The organism is Aestuariivivens insulae (assembly GCF_022662195.1).
GTDB classification, from domain to species: Bacteria; Bacteroidota; Bacteroidia; order Flavobacteriales; family Flavobacteriaceae; genus Aestuariivivens; species Aestuariivivens insulae.
Window position 1 is genome coordinate 24145 of record NZ_JAKMCS010000013.1, and the last position, 25753, is coordinate 49897.

A 25753-nucleotide genomic window follows, 5' to 3' on the forward strand; every position below is an offset into this window, starting at 1 on the left:
TAGGGCTAACTCATTCCAAACGCTACTAAACTAAAATTAATATTAACCCTCGTCATTACGAGGGAGCGCATTGACCGAAGTAATCTCTATGTTTAGGCTGTGGAACTAACAGGTTGCTTCGCTACGCTCGCAATGATCTTTTTAACTTATTCTCCCTTGAAAAGATGCATTAATCCCTCGTAGTTCTTTTTTAGAATAACTTCTGGATCGCCTCCTTTTACATGCCCCAGTATATTAAAAAGGCCTTTATAGTTTAAATCCAATAGCCGTTGGATCATGTCTTTTTCTAAGTTGCCCTTTCCAATGGTTATAATTTTGGGGCCTTCGGCTTTCATGCCATTTAAGCTTACTGCCCATAAATAAGGCATCAATTTTTTAATATTTTCAGAATAGTCTTCTAAATCATGATGGGCATGGTGGAAATTAAAAACAATACCAATCTCTTCACCAGGTAAAGCTTTTATGATTTTAAGTTGATTTTCTGGCCTCCCAAACCATCCGCCATGATTGTACAAAGCTATTTTACACCCTAAAGATTTTGCCCTTTTAGACAAGTATGAAACCATTGCAATAGCTTCTTGTAATGATTCCGCTTCGGTTAAGCTTTCAAAATATGTAGGTTCAAAACCCACCCATATTTGGGTTTTTAAATCAACGCGTTTCAGGTTTTTAAATACAACTTCTCTATCTGGGTTTAAATGATTGGGCTTGTCCTTCCTTAAGTTAATGTATAACCAAACGGCTTTTATAGCTATTCCCTTTTCTTTTGCAAGCTCCCATTCTTCTTTCATTGTTGGAATATGCTCAGGTCTATGGCCATAGGCATATTGTTTATAGCCTAAACGTTCTAACATGTCCAAACGTTCTTTGGGTGTTCGTTCTTTTGCATCGAAACCTACAATGGACCACGGGGTAAGATTATCTTTATTAAATAGGCCAGCGTTACTTTCTTGCTTGGTTACTTTACAAGCTATAAGCGTTAAGCTCATTATTAGAACAGCTAAAATATATTTTTTTAAAACCATGTTCTGTCTCAACATTTAGTTTAAAATTATTTTTTTGGTTAGGCTTAATCCGTCTTCAGAATTAATCCTTATAAAATAAATACCTGTTGCCCCCTTTATGGTTATTTTTTTTTTTGAAAATGTATCAAAGGCAAAGGTTTGTGTGCGTTGCCCAAGGATATTAATTACATCAATACCAACATTGTTGTATGTTTTCTGAAGGTCAATATTCAACAAACCTTTTGATGGGTTAGGGTATATACGGCTCCTCCTTCGGAGAAAATATGCAGTTTGTATGTTTTATTACCCTTAAAAACCTTCAACTTGTATATCGCTTGTCTTAAACCCAATACGCTCTGCAATAGCATAAACAAATTGTCCCTGGTTGATTTTAAATGGTTTGGTGTACAACTGCCAACCACTATTTAAATCAAATTGTTCATTTGGTTTGTCTGATACAATATAGGCGATGGATGCACCTTTCGTTGGGCATGAAAGCGATATGGTTTTGCCTTGGGACGTTTCGACCACATTCAATGTGACAGGTTTAGTGGTAGGCTGTACAAAATTGGGCCACATCTCGTTAATAAGCTGTGATTCGGGTACCAGACCTAAATCTGGTCTTTGTGCCATATGCTCCTTTAGTGTTTGACGCATTTTGGACAAGATTGAAGCGTACTTTGGATCTTTAGCCAAATTGTTCAAATTATGAGGGTCTTTTGTACAATCGTAAAGCTCTTCGTTTGTTTTGGTTTCAAACCAAATGTGCTGAACAGCATCCAATTTGCCTTCATCCCTTAGCTTTAAGAAAGTTGGCATCATCGGTACATTTTTTCTATAGGCCACATCTTTGTATTTGGTAAGTTCGGGAAAGTCATTTCGCAAGTACAAATAGCTTTTATCCCTAACAGCCCTTATCCTATCGGTATGCTCATCAAATCGGTCTGATGTCCCAAAAATATAATCTCTTTCTTCTGATTTATAGGCTCCTAAAAAAGCATTTCCTTCCATATATTCCGGAGGTTTAACCCCTGCTAAACTCAGCATGGTTGGTGCCAGGTCTACAAACGAGATCATACGATCGGTACGTCCGTTATTGGTGTTTATTCCTTTGACCATAAACGGCACTTTTAACCCAGAATCATAAATTTCACGTTTTTGTCTTGGTAATGGACCACCATGGTCGCTGTAAAAGAAAATAATGGTATTATTATACAGGCCGTCGTCCTTTAACTGTTTGATAAAAGCCCCTACTTCGGCATCCATTAATTCTATATTACTGTAATGCCTTGCTATGGTTTCGCGTGTGGCTTCATTATCTGGAAAATAAGGAGGCACAGGAACAGTATTTGGATCAACAGTTAATGGTAGGTCGCTTTTTTTCCAAAGTTGACTTTCGTGGGTTGTCCCTATGTTGAATACCGCAAAGAAAGGTTTGTCCTTTGGTGCATGTCTCCAATGCGCTTTATTATTGTTTTCATCCCAAGCGGTTACGGGTGCCGCAAATTGATAATCGGTCTTTTGATTGTTCGTACAGTAATACCCCGCTGCTCGCATGTATTCAGTATAACACTTTACATACTCGGGAATAACCGCCGAATATTGAATAATGGAATCGCCTTGTAAATCGGTACGGTCTACTTTATGGTACTCTCGTATGCCCCAAGACATAACATCCTGCCCGGTTCGCATATGCATTGTACCTATGCTGGTAGGATACATCCCCGTAATGATTGAAGAGCGTGTTGGCGCACATACCCCTACTACTGCAAAAGCATTGTCGTAAATAAGGCTTTCTTTGGCAAGGGCATCTAAATTTGGCGTTTTAGCGGTATGATCGCCATAAAATGATAGGTTTGGACTAATATCTTCTGTAACAATCCATAGGATGTTGGGACGTTTATTTAGCTCAACCTTTTTTTTCTGTGATTCTTGTATATGAAGTTTGGCATATAATGTGCAACCCAAAATACTTATCCAAAATAGAAAAACTATTCTCATAACATACGATGATTAAAAATTAGCCTTCCAATCGTTCAGTTTTGTTAGCAATGCTTGGGCCAATTTTGGTTTTTCATTTATTAAATTATATGTTTCTGAAGGATCTTCAGCTATATTATATAGTTCTGTTCTGCCTTCTTCATACCAATGAATCAATTTATAATCACCTTCCCTAATGGCTGATGACTTTGTATCTCCCGTATTAACAGGGCGCGCTTTTGAGGAATGCCAATATACGGTTCTATCGTTCCAATGTGTTTTGTTCTTAAGTACAGGTAGAAAACTTTTACCATCGGTTTGTAAAGTCTCTCCTGAAACGACATCGAGCAAGGTAGGAAATACATCCATGAGCATGACCAAAGACTGGTTGTCTTCACGAGCCTGTAATTGTCCCTTCCATTTTACAAACAGCGGGACTTTAATTCCTCCATCATACAGCCATCCTTTTCCGGCACGCAATGGGTAATTCGAGGTCGCCAAGTGACGCTTCTTAGTACCATCGTTCGATAGCCCGCCATGATCGGATGATAATACAACAATCGTATTACCTTCTATGTCCAAGGTTTTCAAAAGATTAAGTAATTTACCAACATTAGCATCCATGTTTTCTACCATAGCGGCATACGTGGCATTATCTCGTCTCATTTTTGTGCGACCGGTGCCTTCTAAAATGTATTCTGGCCGATTCCCATAATCGAATGCATTGATTTCTTCTCTGTTACGTTTAATATCTTCTGCTTTGGCTTCTAATGGCTGATGCACAGCATAAAAGGCTAACATAGCCATAAATGGTTTGCTTTGATCTCTTTCCTTTATATATTTTATAACTTGATTGGTAAGCACATCGGTTAAATAGTCACCTTCATTACTTATCGCTTCCAAATCCTTTATAGGCGCTTTTTTATTGATGCCTTTATGCTTTGGGGTATTAAATGGGTAGATAAAGCTAATAGGAGAACCGGCATGACCTGCAGCTACACTCGTGTTAAAGCCCAAATCTTTTGGGTCTTCTCCTAAATGCCATTTACCAAAATAAGCCGTTTGGTAACCCGAGGCATTGATGTGCTTTATAAAGTTTTTACTATCTGGTATATTTGTCATTTCGAAACCATCGTCTGGAACGTCTCCGTCTTGAACGGGATAGTTCCCTGTCATCATCGCAAAACGGGACGGTACACACCGTGGATAATTAGCGTAGGCCTTACCAAATACAACAGATTCCTTAGAAAGTGCATCTATGTGTGGCGTTTGGTATATTTTAGACCCATTACAGCTTAAATCATGATAGCCTAAATCGTCTATATGTATGATTAAAATATTAGGTTTTTGATTATTGGGTTGTAGCTCGGTAGATTTATTTGTCTTACAAGAAACTATAAATACTAATAGGACAAAATTAATAACATAAAGTAATTTAATTTGCTTTAAAATCTTCATGATCTACTTGCTTTTAACGCTCTTTTGATACTAAAATATGCCGAGGTAGGCTGAAACTTTTTGTTGTAAATAGACTGAAAATCGCCTGTCCCTTTTTTGTGCCTTACCCCTAAATCCCAAAGGTTAAGTGTCACTTCGCCTTGTTTGCTTTTCTCTATAAGTAAATCTACTATTTTATTGTATAATTTCTTTTGGTTTTCGCGTTCTGTCTTTAATTCCTTTTTGAACTGGTCCTTGACCAAATAATCCAATTCCGTTACATGGAAGGCTAAATTATTCGCATGGGCCCAATCGATTAAATCGGACATTCTTTTGATGGTGGCATCCATATTATCTATAAAGTCTTTCCTTTTTGCTCCCAGTTGAATATGTCCTTGCCAACCAATGCCATCTACACGATAGCCCTTGGAGCGTAAGTACAGAACCGTTTCTTTAACTTTATTCCATAACACATCTTCCATTCCTGCATTTTGGTTATAAACCAATTCGATATTTGGAGCATATCGGGTAGCTAGTGCAAAGGCCTTTAGGATATAAAGAGGATAGCCGTTTTTATCTAAGCCCATTTTGAGCCAAGGGTTCTCCCATTGATCCACTCCTTCCTTTGGTCCAAACCAATCGCCATTAGCCAAGATGGTTTCATTGACTACATCCATATATTTAATACATTTCTCCGCGTTAAACCTCTTGGAAACCGCCAACATGTACTCTTCCATGTTCTTTGATAGCTCTTCTGCAGTTCTGTCATCGGCTTTTGCCCATTTTGAGGCTTGCGGGCTTACTGGGGAATGCATGCGAACGATTAAGTCATTCTTATTGGCAAAATCAATAAAATCGTTGATTTTCTTCCATTGCCATTTACCAGGTTCTGGATGAATAGCACTCTGCTTAGCGGCATTGGCAGGTGTTAAATATTTAAAATCTTTAAGAAATAATTTTTCTTTAATGGTGTTAAGCTCTTCATGATTTAATGTAGCTCCAACGAGCAAGGACTTTCCGGTAGCAGGATTTGTTTTTTTTTGCTGAGCTGTAATCAACAAGCTATACAACAAAATAAAATATAGGAACAAATACTTCATAGTATGGCTTTTATTTTTTGTCTTTGTTAGACTTTTTCTTTCCTTTATTTTTACCAATGTCCATTTTAGAGGACACTAAATATTCCTTTTTCCATGCTTTTAAAAGCGATTTCATCTCGGCTAGTTTAGCAGGGTTTTCAGATGAAATGTCATGAGACTCACTAATATCCTCTTTTAGATTATATAATTCGTAGGTGTTAGTGTCTTTAAAAAACATGAGTTTATAATCTCCCGACCTTACAGCAGATTCTTTAGGGTCTCCCGTGCTATGTGGACGTGCTTTATTGGAGTTCCAAAAGACAGATCTATTCTCCCAAGACACTTTACCATTTAGTACATTTTTATAGCTCTCGCCATCAATACCTTTCACTTGTTTGTCGATAGCTAAATCTAAAAGCGTTGGGAAAATGTCCATTCCCATCACGATAGAGTTTTCGTTTATATGGGGTTTGAAATTTTTGCCAAAGTGCCATATTAAAGGCACCCGAATACCGCCTTCATACAACCAACCTTTACCAGCTCTTAGAGGGTTATTTGTTGTGGCAAGGTTACGTTGGCCTTTAAAGCCATCGTTTGAAAGCCCTCCATGGTCTGAGGTTAGCACGATAATCGTATTGTCCAGTAATTTTTTGTCTTTTAGCATTTTAAAGATCCTGCCTAAGTTTTCATCTACATTTTCTACCATAGCCGCATAAACAGGATTGTCCTGACGCATCTTTCTGCGTCCTGCCCCCTCTTTAATATATTCTGGTATGTCACCAAAATCTATAGCTTTTAACTGCTCTTTATTGCGTTCAATATCCTTTTCTTTGGCCTCAAGAGGTGTGTGTACAGCGTAGTAAGCCAATACCCCCATAAACGGTTCTCCTTTTGGCGTGTCCTTAATAAGCTGTATCACTTTGTTGGTCAATAAATCTGAAGCGTAATCGCCTGCTTTACCTTCTTCTTCCAAATCTTCGACAGGCTCTTTTGCAGGTTTTCCATTTTTTTGAGTATTGAATGGATAGAATCTACTTCCCAACCCGCCTGATCTACCAGCTGCATAAGTGGTTTTGAAGCCAAAATTTTTAGGATGTGCACCACCATCTCCTAAATGCCATTTGCCTACGTAAAAGGTATGGTATCCTTCTTCATTAAAAAGAGATATGAAGTTTTTTTCTTTAGGTAGTGCCGCCAAGTTGCCCTTATTTTCGTTTACGGGATAAGTCCCCGTTAACATGGCATACCTTGAAGGCGTGCATCTTGGGTAACTACTGTAGGCATTTGTAAATATTATAGCGTTTTTGGCCAGATTATCAACATTTGGGGTATTGTATAATTTTGAGCCATTGTAACTCAAATCATGATATCCCCAATCGTCTGTAATGATGAACAGGACATTGGGTTTCGTTTGTGAATAATTATAAAACGAAACACAAAATAATATGATGTGCGCTATCTTTTTCATAGAATTTATAACAGGTAATCTTGACTTATTTCTATTGGTTCTGTTTTTTTGTTAAATGAGACTTTAACTTTGCTTTTAGTTCGGTTACAACTGTTTTATATTTCGCGTCATTGACCCAGTTTATTGTTTCTAACGGATCATTTTTATAGTCATACAATTCACGACCTACAATGTTGTTTCCATCATAAGCTTTATAGCTTCTGTAATCGTTGTCATGCCATTCTGTGTAGCGGTAATGGTCTGTACGAATGGAATACCCCATGCGTTTACCTCTTGCATACTGATGGTAAGCATAATCCATGCTTAGTGTTGTAGCAGGATTGTTATCCAACAACGGCACCAATGATTTACCATCTGTTTGGTTACTTTGTGGTACGTTTGCCAATTCAAAAACTGTAGGGAATAAATCGACCAGGTTTACGGGGTTGTCTAGCTTTTTATTTTTAGAAACTCCAGGGCCTGAAAACATGAACGGAATTCGTGTGGCCTGTTCGAAATTTGAATGTTTGCACCATTCGGTATGGTCTCCTAAATGCCAACCATGATCACCCCAAAGTACAATTATGGTATCATCTAAAATACCTTTGGTTTCCAAGGCATCCAAAAGTTTTCCTATTTGAGCATCGATATAGGATACACAGGCCATATAGCCATGAATTAATTCCCGCTGTTTTGCTTCGGGTAATTTATCGCCGATATTCAGATTGCTATCGATATCGGAAAAAGCCCTTAGCTCTCCAAAGGAATGGTAAGCCAATTTAGGAGTGCCTTCTGCCAACTCTTGAAACTTGGCTAATTCTATTTTATCTCTATCATACAAATCCCAATACTTCTTAGGGGCTACAAATGGTAAATGTGGCTTTTGATAACCAACACCTAAGAACCAAGGCTTTCCTGTTGCCTCTAAATCTGCAAGCTGCTTAAGTGCTGTTTGGGTATATAAACCATCCTGATAAGCTTCATCACTTACATCGGCATTTTCCGTACTAGGCTTTAAGCGCTTAAACACATAACTACGAAGCTTACCTCCCTTTAGACCTTTGGCTTCCCCTTTAGCCTTTAATGAGGCTAGTTGTTTTTTGTTGTCGGGATCTTGGTAATACTCAAATGCAGCCGCTCCATATTTAGGATCGTAATTTTTAGGCAATCGGTGCGGTTGGCTCCAACTCTTCCCATCGTGTCCAGGTGAAGAAGACCCTTTATGATAGATTTTACCAACGGCAGTTGTTTCATAACCTTGCGAAATTAAATATTCGGGCATGGAAATTAAATCGGGGGCAGATTCCCGAAAATCGGTATGCAAATCCCAAACTTTTGTTCTATCGGGGTTTGTTCCCGTCATGACACTAGCTCTGGAGGGACCACATACAGCATACTGCACATGGGCATTAGTAAAACTAACCCCCATTTCTGCCAAGCGATCAAAATTAGGCGTAACCATTTCTGGGTGTCCGTAATTTGAAAGCAACGGCTTTAAATCATCAACAGCAATAAAAAGAATATTCTTTTTGCTAGAATCCATTTGTGAATCTAGCAGTGTACTTGTTTGTTGTGCCTTACATGTAAATAGCGCCAAACAAGCGATAAAGCCTAAATATTTAGTTATTTTCATTGTTACCACTTCTGTTTGTTAATACGTCCTGTACGGAAGTTTCATCATCTTTCTTATCTACGATAGATCCAAAATCGGTATCAGTTATGGCTCTAAAATCAGCTAAAGACTTATTGTTTTCATACTTTGCCATTAATCCTTTCAATTGTTGCTTTAAGTCTTCAACAACATGAGCATACTCGGGATCATTAATAATGTTATTTAACTGCATTGGGTCTTTTTCCAGATCGTAAAGTTCCCATACATCAATATTATAATAAAAATGTGCCAAAGTATATTTTTGGGTTCTTATGCCATAATGTGGTTGCACATGATGCCAATATGGGAATTCATAATAATGATAGTACATGGCCTGTTGCCAATTTTTAGGTGTATGCCCAGATAATAATGCTTTAAAGCTTTCCCCTTGCATCGGTTGCTCAGTGTCAATATTAGCAAGATCTAAAAGCGTTGGTGCAAAATCTATATTGGTAACAATATCTTCATTTATGGTTCCTGATTTCACCAGCTTAGGATACTTCACAATAAAAGGCATCCTTAGAGACTCTTCATAAATGAAACGTTTATCGAAAAAGCCATGATCGCCTAAATAAAAACCTTGATCTGATGTCAATACTATTACCGTATTGTCTGTTAAGCCATTATCGTCTAAATATTTCAACACACGGCCAATATTATCATCAACCGATTTCACGCATGCCAAATAATCTTTAATATAGGTTTGATAACGCCATTTTTTGCCTTCTTCTGCAGTCATGCCTTCTGGCTGTACCACTTCACCCGGTTTGGCTCCATAAAAAGCCCATTTTATTTTTTCCAGCCCTTCAAGGTTAGCTGGCTCTTCGTACTTCATATCACGACGCGAAAAATAATCCATGGTCATTTCGGTATCTCCCGCTGTTAGTTCCCTACCTTTATAATCATCATTAAAAGTAGCCGGATATGGCATTTCTATATCCTCCCACAACTGTTCATATTTAGTATCGGGTTGCCATGGTCTATGTGGTGCTTTGTACTGAAGTACCATCATAAAAGGAGCGTCTTGCTTTCGCTTTTTTTCCAACCAATCTATAGCAAAATCGGTGCTTAAATTGGTAGCATAGCCTTTCTCCTTTACATCTTCCCCATTTTCATTATATACAGGATCCCAGTAATGCCCTTGTTGTCCCGCCGAATTATGATATTTAAATACATCGAATCCCTTCGGTTCGGTTCCTAAATGCCATTTACCAAATAAGCTGGTTTGGTAACCGTGCTTTTGAAACTCTTGTGGAAAGGTCCATTGTGTATCATCGAACTTTCCGCCACTTTCGTTTTTATAGTAACCATTTTTATTGCTATAGTTACCTGTAAGAATAGCGGCTCTTGAAGGGCCACATATGGCATTGGTACATAACACATCCTGAAATAGCATGCCTTCTTTTGCCAGTCTATCTATATTGGGCGTGGGAGCAATATCTTTATAGATGCCACCATAGGCACTAATGGCCTGGGTTGTTAAATCATCTGCCATTATATAAATGATATTGGGTTTTTGCCCATTATTAGCTTCCACAACATGGTGAGCCTGTTTTTTTGGAGTGTCTTTACAGGACACCAAAAATAATGAGCAAATAAGAACTGTGTTTAAAATCCTTAACATATTAATTCACTTTTTCTATTATAAAACCATCTGCAACGGAAAGCGTTACCTTATTTAAATCTTTGTCTGCAGATGAATTTCCAGTCATAATTATAAAATCCCCAGGCTCCACAACAAAATTGAAATCCTTGTCGTACATGGCTAAACTTTCGGCCGTAATAGGAATTTGTACCGTTTCTGTTTTCCCTGCCTTTACTAAAATTCGCTTGTAACCTTTTAGTTCTTTTAAAGGTCTGGTGTATGAACTTATGTCATCTCGAATATAGAGCTGAACAACTTCTTCCCCATCTACATTACTAATGTTATTTACTGAAACCTCGACAATAACCTCATCGTCTTTTCCATTGAATGCTGTTTTGGAAAGTTTTGGTTCGGACAGTTCAAACTTGGCATAGCTTAAACCAAACCCGAATGGATGTAATGGCACTTTCTTTTCGGTATTGTACTTATGGATATAAGCTGTTGGTTTATGGTTATACACCATTTGTAACTGCCCTACGCTACGTGGGATGGTTAATGGCAATTTACCCGATGGGTTTACTTCTCCAAAAATAACTTCTGCTGTGGCCTGTCCGGCAAAAGCACCACTTTCCCATGTATTGACAACTGCTGCAACGCGTTGCTCCAACCAAGGCTCTGCTATAGGGCTGCCACTTACGTAAACAACAATTACCGGTTTACCTTGGGCCAGGATTTTATCTGCCAATTTCATTTGATTACCTGATAGCTTTAATGTAGCCCTGTCTATGTTCTCTCCCGTTGTTTTACGTTTCCAATCGTGACGAAATGAATTCTCTCCTAAAACCAACACACATATATCGGCTTGTTTGGCTTTTTGTGCCGCAGTTTCAATATTGGCATCGGTAATTTCCTTAGAGCGATCTCCGGAATCAAAGTAATTTATTTTATATCCGTTTTTCTCTCCTAAAGCAGTCAGTCCTTCCAGAATGGTTACAATATTTTCTTCGGGTTGCGGAGACACCCAATCGCCTAATGTGGTTTGGTTATCGGCATTAGGTCCAGTAATAAAAATGGTCTTTCCGTTTCCATTTCCCGATAGTGGCAGGAATTGTGCCTTGTTCTTTTGCAATACAATGGAACGTCTCGCCTGTTCCAGTGCCACCTTTTGATGGGCTTCCGTAAAGTTTAATGCTTTAGCTTTATCGATATCCACAAACGGGTTTTCGAACAAACCTAGCTTGAACTTTGCTTCCAAAATCTTGCGACATGCATAGTCTACACGCGATTGATCAACCTTACCTTCTTTAACCAATTCTATTAAAAGCTTATCGAAAACTGGGCCATGCATATTCATGTCCATTCCTGCATTTACCGAAAACTCTATGGCTTGCTTAAAATCTTTTGCCACATGATGCCAAAGTGCTATTCTAGATACATCGTTCCAATCGCTTACATAAAACCCTTTAAACCCCCAACGATCACGCAACAAATCGTTCATCATAAATTTGTCCATATGGCCTGGCATACCAGCCACTTCATTATGGGCGGCCATAATAGAAAATACATTGGCTTCCTGCACCGCACGACGGTAAGGAGGCAAGAAAATTTCGAATAAGGTACGTTCGGACACATCGGTTGGTGAGGCATTTAACCCATTTATGGAAGAGCTTCCTGCAATAAGGTGTTTTGCACAGGCAATAACAGACTCCTCACCCGTAAAATCATTAGATTGTAATCCCTTGATAGTGGCTATTCCCATATTGCCTACCAGGTAAGGGTCTTCGCCATAGGTTTCCCCAGTACGTCCCCAACGTGGATCTCTTAGTACATCAATATTTGGTGTAAACGACCAGTGCATACCATTGGCGCGCATCTCTAAAGCAGTTTGCCTACTCCCTTCTTGTATTAATGCATCATCAAAAGTAGCTGCCTGGGATATTGGTGACGGATAAATTGTAGAGCCGCTTACCAAACCATTGCCGTGAATAGCATCAATACCTATGAGCAATGGTATTTTTAAAGGTGACTCTTGGGCCAACTTTTGCAATTCGTTGGCTTCTTCTGGAGTTACTACATGTAAAAAAGAGCCTATTTTCCCTTCTCTTGCAAGTTGGGCCACATCTTTACTAAGCATACCTGGGTAGAACCCTAAGGCATCATTTTTTTCTAAATCGGCCGCAGTAATATTATTTTCTGCGTGCTTCATATGCTCCAAGCCTACATACTGACACATTTGGTAAACCTTGTCTTCCAAGGTCATGCGCGACATAAGGTCTTCAATTCTGTCTTCAACGGAAGCCATAGCATCTAAATAGACTAGGGTGTCCTTATTAGATGCCTCATGGCTACCATCTTTACAGGATATTGAAAACAATATCAACACTAAAACCAATAAACGGTTCATATAGTTCATAAAATTTATTATTCGCTTATTAAATTGTTCGTTGAAACCTCAGACAAAGGAATGGGTAAGGTCATCTCAGTTTCTACATCGTTAAAAATAAAATCCTTATTACCTGAAGACTTGTAAAAGTTTACAGCTGCATTATGGTGGTCTATTTGCTCTTGAAAACGCCCTAAACCTCGCCTTCTCATATCAAACCATTCGTGACCTTCACCATTTAATTCGTATTCACGTTCTTTCATAATGCGTTCTCTAAAAGTATCTTGGTCGGGAACAGAAGTTGCATCCCAATTTGCAGGTTCTAAGGTTGTGCCAGTACTTGTCGTTCTAGCTCTAGTTAGTACCTGGTTAACATAAGCATAGGCTGAACTAGGGCCATTTAACTCATTCTCCACCTCTGCTCTTAACAATAATACATCTGCATATCTTAACATAATGTGATTGTTGGTTGTAGTGATCCCATCATAATTAGATTCTTTGTACTTTTTTAAATGAGCGTAGGCATTATTTCCTTTATTTACTCTCGGGAACAGGTTTACATTTTTACCATTATTTGTTCTTGTATAATTATTATACATGTAAGTTTCTTCAATTCTTGGGTCAGCTAAAGCTGGATCTAGTGTAATGATATTGCCAGCTTTTCCTGCTGGAATAAAATCAACACCAGTATAATCCATTCCAGAATACTGAATAATATGATCACTGAACATTTCTTTATTAGGTCTTATACGGCCAAATGTATTAGCACCTTTAGGAACAAGGTAAGAGTCTTTAAGTACAACATCTCTAATGATGTCGTTGGTTCTTATGGCGCTATTTTGTCCGTATTGTAATTCGAAAATCGACTCGGAAGAGTTTCGGCCAACTGTTCCATCTTCCCAAAGTTCACCAAAAGTTGCTGTTAAACTGTACCCACCATTATTGATTACATAATCCAATTCAGTTTTAGATTCTTCCCAAAAATTAGAAATAGAAGCTACTGTAATTTCAGATTCTGTAACACTATCAAAACCTGTTGGTTGTATTGTCGCATCATTTTCGCCTGCAAGGGTAATATAAACTTTAGCCAAAAAGGCATTAGCAGCATATTTTAAGGGCCTACCTTCTATTTGTTCACTACGATCTGGCAATAAATCTGCTGCTAGTTTAAAATCTTTAATTACCTGATTATACAAGGTTTCCCTAGAACTTTTTGCCAAATGAAGGTCATCCACAGTACTTTGCTTGTTTCTTAGAGGCACTTCCCCAAACATGCGAACCAAATCAAAGTAGACCACACCACGTATAAAGTAAGCTTGCCCTAAAGCAGAAGCTTCATTGTTTAAGCCACTACCTTCTACATTTTCTATAATGATATTGGCGATATTAATGGTTTGGTACATACCCAACCATAATTTATCCAAATTGATATTAGTATTGGTTATATCCAATTGGTTTGCATCATTATTAGCGCCTTGCTTAGATTGGTACTTACCTGAATGTGGCCATAACAATAAACGCATACGAGACCCATAATAATCATAGCCCTGCAAATTGATATACATTCCGTTAACAGCTGTTTCAACACCTTCTTCTGAAGAAAATGTTTGCACTTGTGAATACCTGTTTTTTGGTATTTCTGCTTCTAAAACATCATTACAGCTTATGAAACCGAATGCTGTTAGCACTAATAGTATTAAGATTTTATTTATATTTTTCATTTTGATTTTTTTTTAGAATGTTACATTTACACCAAGCGAGAATGAGCGTTGGTTAGGAAATGACCCCCAATCGACACCTAAACGGGTTGGGTCGTAAGCAAAACTGTCTACTTCTGGGTCGAAACCAGAATAATCAGTCAGTAACCATAAGTTTTGACCTGACAATGTTAACTTCAAGCTATCTATAAATCGTATTTGTTCTACTGGTACATTATACCCTAAAGACACATAACTTAGCCTTAAAAAACTTCCATCTTCAACCATTCTATCGTTAAACTCTTTGGAATAGTCTGTACCAATACCACCAACACCTATACTAGGATAAGTCCCGTTAGGATTATTGGTTGCATCAAAGGCATTATAATACGCTTCTTTTCGTACATTCTTTAACGTATTGTTGGCATAGCCCGTTTCGAATAAGTTCCCGTTGGCTATATCGTTGCCATATACACCATTAAACATGGCATTTATTGAGAAATTCTTGTACTCAAATGAAGTTCCAAAACCGAATGTGAAATCTGGATTAGGATTTCCAATTATAGTTTTATCAGCTTCGGTGATATTACCATCACCATTTTGGTCTACAAAATAAACATCACCAACCCTTAAATCTGTTCCTCCATATTCAAGAGGATCTCCAGATGGGGTATCTGTTAACTGTGCATCGGTTCGTATTATCCCATTAGTTTGGTAACCGTAGAACAATCCAGCTTGTTCTCCTTCTATAAATATGTTAGCTGGTTGTTTAAAGTAAGTTCCTCCTGCAATTTGAGTACCTGTATAAGCTACGATCTCACCTAAATTCCCCCATTGCGTTGGCAATATAGTACCTAAGTCGGTAATCTCATTTCTATTGATAGATACATTTCCAAACAAGTTCCACCTTACATTTTCATTGCTAATGATATCTCCACTTAAAGAGATCTCCAGTCCTTTGTTTTCAAGGCCACCTTGATTAGCTATAACATTTGCAAACCCATTACTTGGCGGAATACTAACATTTAATAATAAATCTGAGCTTGTTTTCTGATAAGCTTCCACAGTACCTGTTATACGGTCATTAAACAACCCAAAATCAATACCTGCATTGTATTGGTTAGACGTTTCCCAAATTAATTCTGGGTTACTTAAGAATTCTGGAAAAACTGGAACTAAATTACCGCCATTGGCATCAGATAGAATTAAACCATTGGGGTTGCTAAATATGCTTAAGAACCTGTAAGAAGGTATGTTTTGATTACCAACTTCACCATATCCTATGCGTACTTTTAAATCTGAAATGGTATTACTATCCTTTAAGAAACTTTCTTCCTTAACTTTCCAGGCAAAAGAAGCCGCAGGAAAATAACCCCATTGGTTTCCTGCTGGGAAATTACTACTACCGTCTGCCCTAAAAGTTCCAGTAAATAAATACCTGTCTAAAAGCGTATAGTTAAGTCGTCCTATAAAGGATACTATTGTATTTTGTTGGCTATCTATAGTTAAAGGTGTGAAAGCACTACCAAACGATATTCCTTCTGCTCTTAGCGATTTATCTGCAAAATTTGAAGCAGAGTACCCCGTAGTTTCTAATTTTCTTTTGTCTAAAAGCACACCTACAGTACCATCGATTCTATGGGTTTTGTTAAATCGCTTCCTGAACATTAATGTGTTATCAATGTTATACCTAAATCTAGAAAGGGATGCAACTCCAGCAAGTCCGTCGGGCTGTCCTTTCCTTAACGCTGGACCATACCAAAAACTACGGTCTTTTTTTCTGTAATCGGATCCGAAACGTAATCTATATGTAAATACTTTAGATATTTTATAATCCAGATCTATAGCTCCTAATAGACGAATTTCTTCAGCTAAGTCATCATAATCACTAGTCCAGGCTCTTGGCCCATCTAATGCTTGCTCCACATCTTCAACATCTTGATTGTTTTCAGCAAAATTGATTATTGGCGCCGCTAAAATAACCTGGCGCACCATACTGTTATTTGCACCACCGTTTTCATCAGGTCCCTTTGATGATGATAATTCAGTATATGTAGCTGAAATTTTAGCCTTTAATTTAAGTTTATCTGTTAACTCTTGATTAAGGTTTAAATTAAAGTCTGTTGATTTAGCTAAAGCATTAGGAAATGTTCCTTGGTTGCTTGTAAAACCTCCAGCGATATAATAATTACCCAATTCACCACCACCTGAGATGGACAATCTGTGCTTTTTTATAATCGAATTTCTATAGGTATCCTCTGCCCAATTAACACCTTCAACCAATACCGGTTGATCATCTGTAGTGTAAATTGAACCATTTGCATTGACAGTATAAGTAGGATCTTGCCCTAAAGCCGTCCTCATATCATTTTGATAATTGGCATAGCCTTCAGTATCTAAAACATCAATATTACGTACTACACTTCCTGTACTTATTGAGCTGGTGAGATTAAACTTTGCGTTTCCTTTTTTACCCTTCTTTGTGGTAATAATAATAACACCGTTTGCCGCTCTTGACCCATAAATTGCTGTAGCAGAAGCATCTTTTAAAACATCAATACTTTCAATATCGGCAGGATTAACGCCGGCAATACCACCTCCTTGTGGTGGTGCATATCCCGAAATGGGGTTAACCACATCTTCAGCTGCTGAGTCCATAATAATACCATCTACAACATATAATGGTTCTGAATTACCAGACAAACTACTAAATCCTCTGATTTTTACAGATACAGAGCCTCCCGGTTCTGCACTATTAGCACTTACTTGAACACCGGCAGAACGACCTCTTAGTACATCCTCAATTGTTTTGGATTGTTCTACTGCAGCTTCTGTTGGTTTTATAGAAACCACAGACCCCGTTAAATCTTTTTTGTTTACAGACCCATACCCAATCACCACCACTTCATCCAGCTGTTGTTGGTCGGCCTCTAAAACCACCGTTATGGATTTTTGGTCGGTTATTGTGATCTCTTTGGAAACATACCCCAAGAAACTCACTTTTAAAACTGCTGGTGTCGCATCTACATCAATTGTAAAAGCACCATCAAAATCTGTAACCGCTCCCTTGGTAGTTCCCTTTACAATAATTGAAGCACCGGGCAATGGCAAACTTTGATTATCTGTAACCAAACCCTTCACGGTTTGTTGCGCCAAGAGTACTGTAGGCGTTAAAAATAGAATTAATAATAATTTAATCTGTTTCATCTGTTTAATTTTTTGTTTTTCATCGGTCAGACCTGCCTTGCCGGCAGGCAGGTGTAATTCGCCAATAATCATCTTGGTTAATATCAAGATTTGTTATGGCTCATTTCATGTTAATGTTTAATTAGTTTAATTGTTGTAGGCTAAATTACCTAACAACTATTCATGAAGGGTCTTAAAAAACATCATAAAAGGTATAAAAATTGTCAATGCCATTAAAAACAAATCCATTTAACATTGTGGTAACCTCTTTAAATAATACGTCCTTACTCTCTGTTTTTCAATGCTTTAAAACAGAACAACCCTAACTATTGACTATTTTTTAACCTTTTTGGATTTTATACATACTAGCATGAAAGGTTTACAAAAGGTAAACAGGTAGATACATATTAGAAGTTAGAAGATACATAGTGGATAGTCACGGTCTCGGATATAAAAAATGAAGAAAGAAAGATTTATAACTAATGACCAAAATACAGCAAAAGTGACAGGGTACTTTTTTAGTGTTTTTGATACTATTAATTAGCCTTGCCTAAGACTATCCAAAAAACCACTAGGTGTCATTTTATAAAACTTTTTAAAGGAGGTACTAAAGTATTTAGGATTTGAAAAACCGGACCGGTAGGCTACTTCTTTAATACTATGTTCCCCTTCTATTAAAAGCTTTTTGGCATATTTTAATTTGGTATGTATGATAAAATCCTGTGGCGATAAATCAACTAAGTTTTTTAGTTTCATATACAATGATGTCCTGCTCATACCAAAACAACTAGACAGGTCGTGCACAGAAAAGGATTCGTTCTCAATGTTTTCAATAACTGAATTCTCTAAATTCTCAAGAAATTCCTGGTCGTTCTTATTTCTAAACAACAATGCATTATCGGCTTCATTATCGTGAACATACTTTTCGCGAAGTTGTTTTTGCCATTTAAGGGTATTTACCATTTTGGCCAATAAAAATTTTATATCTACTGGCTTTTCAATATACTCAGATATACCCGCTTCTATGCTCTCTAGCTTTTGTGCCGAATTTTGTAAAACGGTCAACATAAATACAGGAATATGGTTTAGATTGATATCTTCTTTTAACGTTTTGGCCATTTGCATACCATCCATCTCTGGCATGATTAAATCTGTTAATATCATATCTGGGAAGACTTGCATGGCCTTATCCAATCCTTCTTTACCATTACTGGCTTCAAACACCTGAAAGTAAACCCCTAAGGTTTTAACCAATACATCTCGCAACTCATCATTGTCCTCTACGATAAGAATCTTACTATCACTATAATCATCTAATTCTTGTTGGTCTTCAATTAAATGATCGTCCAATTTTAATTCGCTTTCTTTTAAACTCAGTTTTTTATCATATTCAAACTTTAGGTTTTTAAGTACTATTGTGAATTTAGTCCCTTTGTTTTCTTCACTGTAAAAATCGATGGTTCCTTCTGTTTTCTCCAACAGCTTTTTAACCATCATCAAACCTAAGCCCGTTCCTGGTCTTTGGCTATTAATGGCATTGCGCGCCCGATAATAGCGTTTTAAAATGAATTTTTGTTGGTCTTTTGGAATTCCCAAACCTTCATCAATAATTTCTATCTTTAATTCTTTCTTGGTGGTCTTTAAAAGGTTGATATATATATATCCGTTTTCAAATGAATATTTTATGGCATTGGATATTAAGTTTAGTAATATCTTATCCAAAACGTCCTTATCGAAATAAAACTCTGGTTCTGGCCATTCGTTATTTACAATGATCTCTAAATTTCGTTCTTCTGTTAAAGGTTTAAAATTATTAACACGCTTGGCCAAGTGCGTGCTTAAATCAATTTTAGTGACATCTATGGAAAGTTTATCTTCAGTAGTAAACTTCTGGAAATTAAGCATTTGCTCAAACAGGGAGTTGATGCGCTTTACCGTTGTTTTTATTCTTTTTTTAGATTCTACTCCTGTATCATCCCTTTCGGTAATGTTATCTAAAGAAGAAATTAAGATCGTAAGGGGTGTTTTTATTTCGTGGGTTATATTGTTAAAGAAATCAATTTGTTCATCAGCATTTTTCTTCTTCATAATCATACTGGTAAAATGTATAATCGATAAGATAATTATAACTACCAATATAATATAAATGGCATAAGCTTGATTGGTCGCCCACCAAGGCGCTAAAATGGTTAGATTTAAAGTTCTTACTTGACTTTCATTCCCAAATTTGTTGTATGCCTTAACTTTAAACGTATATTCGCCTGAGGGTAAATTAGTGTAAGTAGCTTGATTGCTAACAGATGGTTTCGACCATGCTTCATCAAAGCCTTCAAGTTTATAGGCATATTTAACCTTAGAAGCCGAACTGTATAAAACGCCCGTATAGAGTAATTCTACCGAGTTTTCATTATGCTTAAGGACTATTTCTTTGGTTTGGTTAATGTGCTGTGCTAAAGGCCCTTCTCCTGGCATTAGCTTTTTATTAAACAGTTTGAATTCATCTAAAACCAACATTGGCACTGCTTTTTCATCCTTAATGCTTAAAGGGTTAAAAAAGGTTACTCCGTTAGTTCCCCCAAAGGCAAATAAGGAATCATTAATTTTTCTATAGCTACCATAGTTAAATTCGGTACTGGCCAAACCATCTTTTTCATCAAAAACATTAATTATGGTATCTTTTTCGGTTAATTTTATTTTAACGAGTCCTTTTGTTGTACTTGCCCAAAGGTTTGAATCTGAAGCAATGAGTACCGATTGCACTATATCTGAAGGCATGCCCTCGTTAATTGTAAGTTTATTTACTTGCTTATTGGAAGGGTTATAAAACACAAGCCCTTCTCCATTTGTAGCCAATATTAAAAGCCCTTGATTATTTTCTACAATATTGTTGATGGTTGCATAGGACAGGGTATTTAATTCGGGTTTTAATCCTTCTATGGATTCGAAAAATTTCGTTTTAGGATCTATTTTATAAACACCAAACCTACCCGTAGTTAAGATATACCCGTCTTTAGTTTCGTATATGGACTTAACCTGTTGAATTGGATAATATTCAATATGGTTATTTTTATCTATCACCGCTAAATCGTCATCTATTCCTCCAACCCAAATACTGCCCCTGCTATCTTTAAACAGGGCATAAACTTTTTTAACTAAATCGGCATTGTTTTTGTTGTAATTAACCCGTTTTAGAGTATGTATATCAACCATAAACAAGCCATTATTATAAGTCCCCACCCACATGTTGTCACCATCTGGCTCTAATGCCAAAACAATATCCTTTACATTTTTTTTATTGGCATCCAAATAGGGAATATGGGTCCAATTATTATTGGATTGGTTCCAAATACTAATGCCTTTTTTTGTTCCAAACCAATATTTCCCTCTAGTATCCTGTGCAATCGCTCTTGTAAAATTGGCCACTATACTATTTGGATTATTAAATTGGTGCCGTATTTTTTTAAAGGGAAGCCTACTAGGGTCAAAGTAATTGATTCCTCCTCCATAAGTCGCTATCCAAAGAATGTTTTCATTTCCTATGAATAAATCGTAAATACCATTACTTGAAAGGGAATTGGTATTGTTTGCGTCTTCAGTCCAATGATCAATTAGAGAAAAATCCTTGGTTGCAAGATATAATCCATTCCCATCTGTAGCGATATATAGATTTCCTTCACCATTCTTAACAATATCATTTATTGGGTTAACTATTGGTATCTTAAAAAGAACTTCCTTTTTTAAACTTAAAGTTAAATCAAGCACAAAAATCTGCCCGGATTTTGTGCCTATATATATTTCAGAATCAATAAGACGAACGGTACTAATGTCGTTACTTTTTCCGTTTAAATCGACTTCCTTAAGTTTATCATTATAACTGTTATAAACGTATAATCCTTTTGAAGTACCATAGATTATATGCTTGCCAACAGCAGCCATATCCTGGATGTCTTGGGCGCTAACTATTCTTGCTATTTTAGCACTTTGTGATTCCTCGTTTAAACGCCATAAACCATTGAAACCTGCTACCCAAATATGGTTGTCCTCGTCTTCGATGATGGTTGTTATTAATGACGGATTAATATCTATTGTACTTTCAATAGTCTTAAAAACATCAAGTGCTTTATCGTAAACGCCCACGCCCTTTTCCAAACCAATCCAAATACGTTGCTTAGAATCTATAAATATCTCAGTAGTTCGATTTCCAAAAATTTCCGGTAGGCCATTATAGGTATTGTAAATTCTAAAGAATTTTGAGTTATGTTTTAGGACCCCTTCCTCTGAAGCGACCCATAAGTTTCCTATACTATCTTGGGCAACAGCATAGGTAATGCTTTGTGTCGAAACATTCTCTCCTTTTAATTGCTGAAACTCTATATTATTTTGGGATGCACCAAGTAAAGACACAAGGCTTGTAATCACCGGAAATATAAGTTTTAAAAAAAATTTCATTACCAAATTTAATTTGAGAGACCCAGCCTAAATATAGCATAAATATTTTATGCATAGAGAAGCGACCTAAACCATTATCGTAAACGACCCTCTGTAACAAAGTTACATTTTCACTACTAAAATTAGGTCTACTAATATTCCATATAGGTTTAATAATTGTCAATATTGGATATTATTTATCTGAATTCGGATAATAGCCACTTCTAATCCACACATTATAGATTAATTAACAAAATATCACGAGCATAATCAGAACCAATGTTTATATAAAAAACCCCTTCCCAATTAATGAAAGGGGTGAAAAGAGCCTTTTAGAACTACAGGATAGTAACCAACCAAATTTTAACCCTAACTTAAAATTACTCCTGTATCCTTACTCGGCTCTCTACTATGTCTTTTATTGGCACTACTAATTTTCCTTTATCTGTTTTTAAAGTCACCGATATACTATTAATGGTTTCCACCTCCCCTTTTATATCATGGAATTCTATGACTTGACCTATTTCGTATGTCCTTCTCGTGTAAAATGTTTTTAATAAATCGCTTACTACTTTTTGCGCTCCAAAACCAAAAGCCAATGCGAAAGCCAATAAAAAGGCCGCAAGTATCATGGTAATGTTATTGGTAATAATATTAGTGTCTACTCCTGCCTGATTTAAAGCGGTAATGGTAACAAAGGTTAGAATGATAATAAATACGATTTGACTGATTAGCTTAGCACCAGACAATTCCATAGACTCAAAAAACGAACGTACGCCTTTCTTAATAAGGTTTGAAAAAATTAGTCCTACAGTAAAAATGATAAGGGCCGTGAAAAGCTGGGGCAAGTAACTTAAAATATCGCTTATTCTTTCAGAAACCATGTTAAGATTCATGATATCCAAAACCATAACTATCAATATAATATACAACACCCACTTGACGAAGTTTGAAACAATCTTAATGGTATCAAAGTTTAGTTTTCTGCCTTCAATGATTTCAATATCGTTTAATGTATCATCTAGTTTATTGGCATTTGCCAATTTTAATGCCTTTTTTACAATTTTAATTATAAGTTTAGTAAACAACCAGCCAAAAATTAATAGCAAAAGGCTTCCTAACAGGCTAGGAAATACTTGGGCAACTTCTTTCCATATCGATGTTAACGTTTCTAAAGCCATATCTTTCCATTGTGTAGCTTTTTCCATAATCAAATATTTTAGTTAGAGTATAAGGTTAAATGTTATTTATCTTTTCTTTGTTTGGTAACTGTTTCAATAATATAACCAATATCATACGAAAATAAAACGGCAAGCTCCATGATAAGCTTAGCTATAGCAATATCGTTCATTACTTTAGATTTAAGTTCTGGCGGAACTTCTTTTAGCGGTCTATCTATATGCTTAAACGGGTTCTCCATGATACACTATTTATTATCAGCATATATTTTAGCTAATTTATCTTTTGCCCTTTTAATGCGCATTTTTACAGCACTTTCACTTATTCCTAAAACCGATTCGATTTCTTTAATAGTTAGTGAATCTTGATATTTAAGTAATAATATCATTTTCTCTTCTGGCGAAATTAAATCCATAGCTAATTTTAGCTTATTTACTTTCATCTTAAGAAAACTCTTGTCGTCTATCTCATCATCCGATATGTTTTCAATGTCCTGATAATTTACAGATTGTTTTTCAATTTTCTTGGCAGCATTCCTAGTTACATAATTGACACTATGGTTATAAGTAAACGCATATAACCAAGTAGAAAACTTTGCCTTTCCTTTAAAACTGGCCAATTTAACAAAGAGTTTTAAAAAGATGTCTTGTGTTAAATCTTCGGCTTCATCAGCATTTTTAGTAAACCCCAAACATTTATTATACACTACCGTAGCATACCTATCATATAATTCCTCAAACAGCAATGTGTCGTTAGTCGCAACAATTGCGTCTACAAGCTTTTCATCTGTTAGTTCATTAATATTGCCTAGGGTTTTCAAATGTAGCTGGGTACTTTACTGTCTTGTTTATTTTAAGACACACATTACTAATAAAAGTCACACATAATTTCAATTAATTACAAAAACCCTAAAATTTTTATTTTTTTTGATTTTTCGTATCTTATAACCTTCTAAAAAACAACTAACTAAAATATATTTAACATGAAAAACATAGTACAAATTCTAATGTTAGTATTGTTGTTTATTTCTTGCAAAAATGAAAACAAGCAACCCAAGGAAGTTATATTAACAACCACTTACTCAAGTAAATATACGTGTGTACCACAAATCACAGATGCCGAATGGTATAAGAAAGACAATATTGCTCCTCTTTTTGAAGGTTACGATGTCATAGATTACCCTATTTCGACTAAAGATACTTTAGTTCAGCGCTATTTCAATCAGGGCATGGCTTTAGCATACGCCTTTAACCATGCTGAAGCGGCACGATCGTTTTACTATGCTACAAAGCTAGATCCAGACTGTGCTATGGCCTATTTTGGCTACGCCTATGTGTTAGGACCTAATTATAATGCTGGCATGGAACCAGATAACTACGACCGCGCCTATAAAGCCATTCAAAAGGCTAAAACATTATCGGTTAATGCTACTGCTAAGGAACAAGATTTTATAAATGCCATGGCTCTTCGTTACGCTCCCGAAGCACCTGAAGATAGAAGTCAGTTGGATGTTGATTATTCCAAAGCAATGAAACAATTATATAACAAATATCCAACAGATACCGAAATAAGTGCTTTGTATGCCGAATCGATAATGAATTTACACCCATGGGATTTATATGAAAAGGATTACTCTCCCAAACCCTGGACCCCTGAAATTATAACGCTTTTAGAAAATCTTATGGAACAACACCCCAAACACCCTGGGGCCCATCATTTTTATATCCATGCTGTTGAAGCTTCTAAAACACCAGAACGCTCCTACCAGTCTGCTAAACTTTTTGATGATGGGCTGGTCTCAGGTTCGGGGCATTTATTGCACATGCCGTCCCATACCTATATTAGAACGGGCGATTACCATAAAGGTACCCTAGCCAATATAGCTGCGGTAAAGGCAGATAGCACTTACGTTACTGCCTGCCATGCACAAGGTGCTTATCCCCTAGCTTATTACCCACACAATTATCATTTTATGGCGGCCACAGCAACTTTAGAGGGTAACAGCCATTGGGCCATGATTGGTGCCAATAAAGTGTCTGAACACGTACATCCTGAAATTATGAAAACTCCCGGATGGGGTACTTTACAGCATTATTACACCATCCCCTATTATGTGGCTGTAAAATTTAAGCAATGGGATGACATATTGAACCTAAACCTAGATACTTACGATTTAAAGTACCCTATGGCCATTAAGCATTATGCTGAAGGTATGGCCCATTTGGGTAAAGGCAACATTGAAAAAGCAAAAGCAGAACTGAATTTCTTAGGAACGCTTGCTAAAGATGAATCGTTAAGCGAGATTACCGTTTGGGACATTAACTCTGTTTTCCAATTGGTTCAAATTGCTGAAAAGGTTTTGAAAGCTGAAATTTTAGCATATGAAGGTGATTTAAACTCCAGTATCGCCTTACTAAAAACAGCAGTAGAACTAGAAGACGCCCTTAATTATAATGAACCCCCGGATTGGTTTTTTTCCATACGTCACCACTTGGGAGCCGTTCAGTTAAAGGCCAAACAGTATAATGAGGCTATTGTTACCTTCAACGAAGATTTGGAGCACTTACCCAAAAATGGTTGGGCCTACCATGGCTTAAAAACAGCCTATGAAGGTTTAGGTGATATTGAACAAGCCAAAACTTATGGCGCCTTATTCAAAGATAGTTGGCAGCATGCCGATTATGATATATAAAGCTA

Annotated in this window: 16 protein-coding genes; 1 reads left to right on the top strand and 15 read right to left on the bottom strand. The window is 36.8% G+C overall.

All coding sequences use genetic code 11. The features are described from left to right. Positions 1 to 146 precede the first annotated feature (146 nt). The 15 genes from MR062_RS14120 to MR062_RS14185 all read right to left on the bottom strand — a co-directional run bounded on the left by MR062_RS14120 (position 147) and on the right by MR062_RS14185 (position 23876). Positions 147 to 989, bottom strand: coding sequence for a sugar phosphate isomerase/epimerase family protein (locus MR062_RS14120; RefSeq protein WP_242205394.1), 843 nt, complete (start codon positions 987 to 989; stop codon positions 147 to 149). A 51-nt stretch (positions 990 to 1040) separates the two neighbouring features. Beyond that, on the bottom strand, positions 1041 to 1301 hold the full coding sequence (locus tag MR062_RS17775) for a T9SS type A sorting domain-containing protein (protein WP_394800546.1): 261 nt from the start codon (positions 1299 to 1301) through the stop codon (positions 1041 to 1043). Between the two features lie 12 nt (positions 1302 to 1313). Next, complete coding sequence (locus MR062_RS14125; RefSeq protein WP_242205396.1) at positions 1314 to 3005, bottom strand: sulfatase family protein; 1692 nt, start codon at positions 3003 to 3005, stop codon at positions 1314 to 1316. A 12-nt stretch (positions 3006 to 3017) separates the two neighbouring features. Further along, a complete protein-coding gene (locus tag MR062_RS14130) occupies positions 3018 to 4442 on the bottom strand; it encodes a sulfatase (protein WP_242205398.1) in 1425 nt (474 codons plus the stop codon). After that, complete coding sequence (locus MR062_RS14135; protein ID WP_242205400.1) at positions 4439 to 5521, bottom strand: endo-1,4-beta-xylanase; 1083 nt, start codon at positions 5519 to 5521, stop codon at positions 4439 to 4441. The genes MR062_RS14130 and MR062_RS14135 overlap by 4 nt, the downstream gene beginning before the upstream one ends. Positions 5522 to 5531: 10 nt before the next feature. Beyond that, positions 5532 to 6968, bottom strand: a complete 1437-nt coding sequence (locus tag MR062_RS14140; protein ID WP_242205402.1) for a sulfatase — start codon at positions 6966 to 6968, stop codon at positions 5532 to 5534. Between the two features lie 31 nt (positions 6969 to 6999). Beyond that, positions 7000 to 8580, bottom strand: a complete 1581-nt coding sequence (locus tag MR062_RS14145; protein WP_242205404.1) for a sulfatase — start codon at positions 8578 to 8580, stop codon at positions 7000 to 7002. After that, a complete protein-coding gene (locus MR062_RS14150) occupies positions 8567 to 10222 on the bottom strand; it encodes a sulfatase family protein (RefSeq protein WP_242205406.1) in 1656 nt (551 codons plus the stop codon). Before MR062_RS14150 ends, MR062_RS14145 begins: the two co-directional genes overlap by 14 nt. Before the next feature lies 1 nt (position 10223). After that, positions 10224 to 12587 (bottom strand): glycoside hydrolase family 3 N-terminal domain-containing protein, encoded by a 2364-nt coding sequence (locus tag MR062_RS14155; protein WP_242205408.1) that lies wholly within the window; start codon positions 12585 to 12587, stop codon positions 10224 to 10226. A gap of 17 nt (positions 12588 to 12604) precedes the next feature. Next, a complete protein-coding gene (locus MR062_RS14160) occupies positions 12605 to 14287 on the bottom strand; it encodes a RagB/SusD family nutrient uptake outer membrane protein (RefSeq protein WP_242205410.1) in 1683 nt (560 codons plus the stop codon). A gap of 12 nt (positions 14288 to 14299) precedes the next feature. Then, a complete protein-coding gene (locus MR062_RS14165) occupies positions 14300 to 17470 on the bottom strand; it encodes a SusC/RagA family TonB-linked outer membrane protein (protein ID WP_242205412.1) in 3171 nt (1056 codons plus the stop codon). A gap of 519 nt (positions 17471 to 17989) precedes the next feature. Further along, entirely contained in the window at positions 17990 to 21898 is a 3909-nt protein-coding gene (locus MR062_RS14170) for a hybrid sensor histidine kinase/response regulator transcription factor (protein WP_242205413.1), read from the bottom strand. Between the two features lie 359 nt (positions 21899 to 22257). Further along, the gene (locus MR062_RS14175) at positions 22258 to 23085 is read right to left on the bottom strand and encodes a mechanosensitive ion channel family protein (RefSeq protein ID WP_242205416.1); all 828 of its coding nucleotides are present in this window, start codon (positions 23083 to 23085) and stop codon (positions 22258 to 22260) included. Between the two features lie 35 nt (positions 23086 to 23120). Then, a complete protein-coding gene (locus tag MR062_RS14180) occupies positions 23121 to 23297 on the bottom strand; it encodes a hypothetical protein (protein WP_242205418.1) in 177 nt (58 codons plus the stop codon). A 6-nt stretch (positions 23298 to 23303) separates the two neighbouring features. Then, positions 23304 to 23876 carry an RNA polymerase sigma factor gene (locus MR062_RS14185; RefSeq protein WP_242205420.1) on the bottom strand — a complete coding sequence of 191 codons (573 nt, stop codon included), beginning with the start codon at positions 23874 to 23876 and terminating at the stop codon, positions 23304 to 23306. A 162-nt stretch (positions 23877 to 24038) separates the two neighbouring features. Between MR062_RS14185 and MR062_RS14190 the strand changes: the two genes are divergently transcribed. Further along, the gene (locus MR062_RS14190; protein ID WP_242205422.1) at positions 24039 to 25748 is read left to right on the top strand and encodes a tetratricopeptide repeat protein; all 1710 of its coding nucleotides are present in this window, start codon (positions 24039 to 24041) and stop codon (positions 25746 to 25748) included. The last annotated feature ends 5 nt before the right edge of the window (positions 25749 to 25753 follow it).

Bases quoted from the DNA above. Each gene is read 5' to 3' on its own strand.
- MR062_RS14120 (WP_242205394.1), bottom strand. From the start codon at position 989: ATGAGCTTAACGCTTATAGCTTGTAAAGTAACCAAGCAAGAAAGTAAC.
- MR062_RS14125 (WP_242205396.1), bottom strand. From the start codon at position 3,005: ATGAGAATAGTTTTTCTATTTTGGATAAGTATTTTGGGTTGCACATTA.
- MR062_RS14130 (WP_242205398.1), bottom strand. From the start codon at position 4,442: ATGAAGATTTTAAAGCAAATTAAATTACTTTATGTTATTAATTTTGTC.
- MR062_RS14135 (WP_242205400.1), bottom strand. From the start codon at position 5,521: ATGAAGTATTTGTTCCTATATTTTATTTTGTTGTATAGCTTGTTGATT.
- MR062_RS14140 (WP_242205402.1), bottom strand. From the start codon at position 6,968: ATGAAAAAGATAGCGCACATCATATTATTTTGTGTTTCGTTTTATAAT.
- MR062_RS14145 (WP_242205404.1), bottom strand. From the start codon at position 8,580: ATGAAAATAACTAAATATTTAGGCTTTATCGCTTGTTTGGCGCTATTT.
- MR062_RS14150 (WP_242205406.1), bottom strand. From the start codon at position 10,222: ATGTTAAGGATTTTAAACACAGTTCTTATTTGCTCATTATTTTTGGTG.
- MR062_RS14155 (WP_242205408.1), bottom strand. From the start codon at position 12,587: ATGAACCGTTTATTGGTTTTAGTGTTGATATTGTTTTCAATATCCTGT.
- MR062_RS14160 (WP_242205410.1), bottom strand. From the start codon at position 14,287: ATGAAAAATATAAATAAAATCTTAATACTATTAGTGCTAACAGCATTC.
- MR062_RS14165 (WP_242205412.1), bottom strand. From the start codon at position 17,470: ATGAAACAGATTAAATTATTATTAATTCTATTTTTAACGCCTACAGTA.
- MR062_RS14170 (WP_242205413.1), bottom strand. From the start codon at position 21,898: ATGAAATTTTTTTTAAAACTTATATTTCCGGTGATTACAAGCCTTGTG.
- MR062_RS14175 (WP_242205416.1), bottom strand. From the start codon at position 23,085: ATGGAAAAAGCTACACAATGGAAAGATATGGCTTTAGAAACGTTAACA.
- MR062_RS14180 (WP_242205418.1), bottom strand. From the start codon at position 23,297: ATGGAGAACCCGTTTAAGCATATAGATAGACCGCTAAAAGAAGTTCCG.
- MR062_RS14190 (WP_242205422.1), top strand. From the start codon at position 24,039: ATGAAAAACATAGTACAAATTCTAATGTTAGTATTGTTGTTTATTTCT.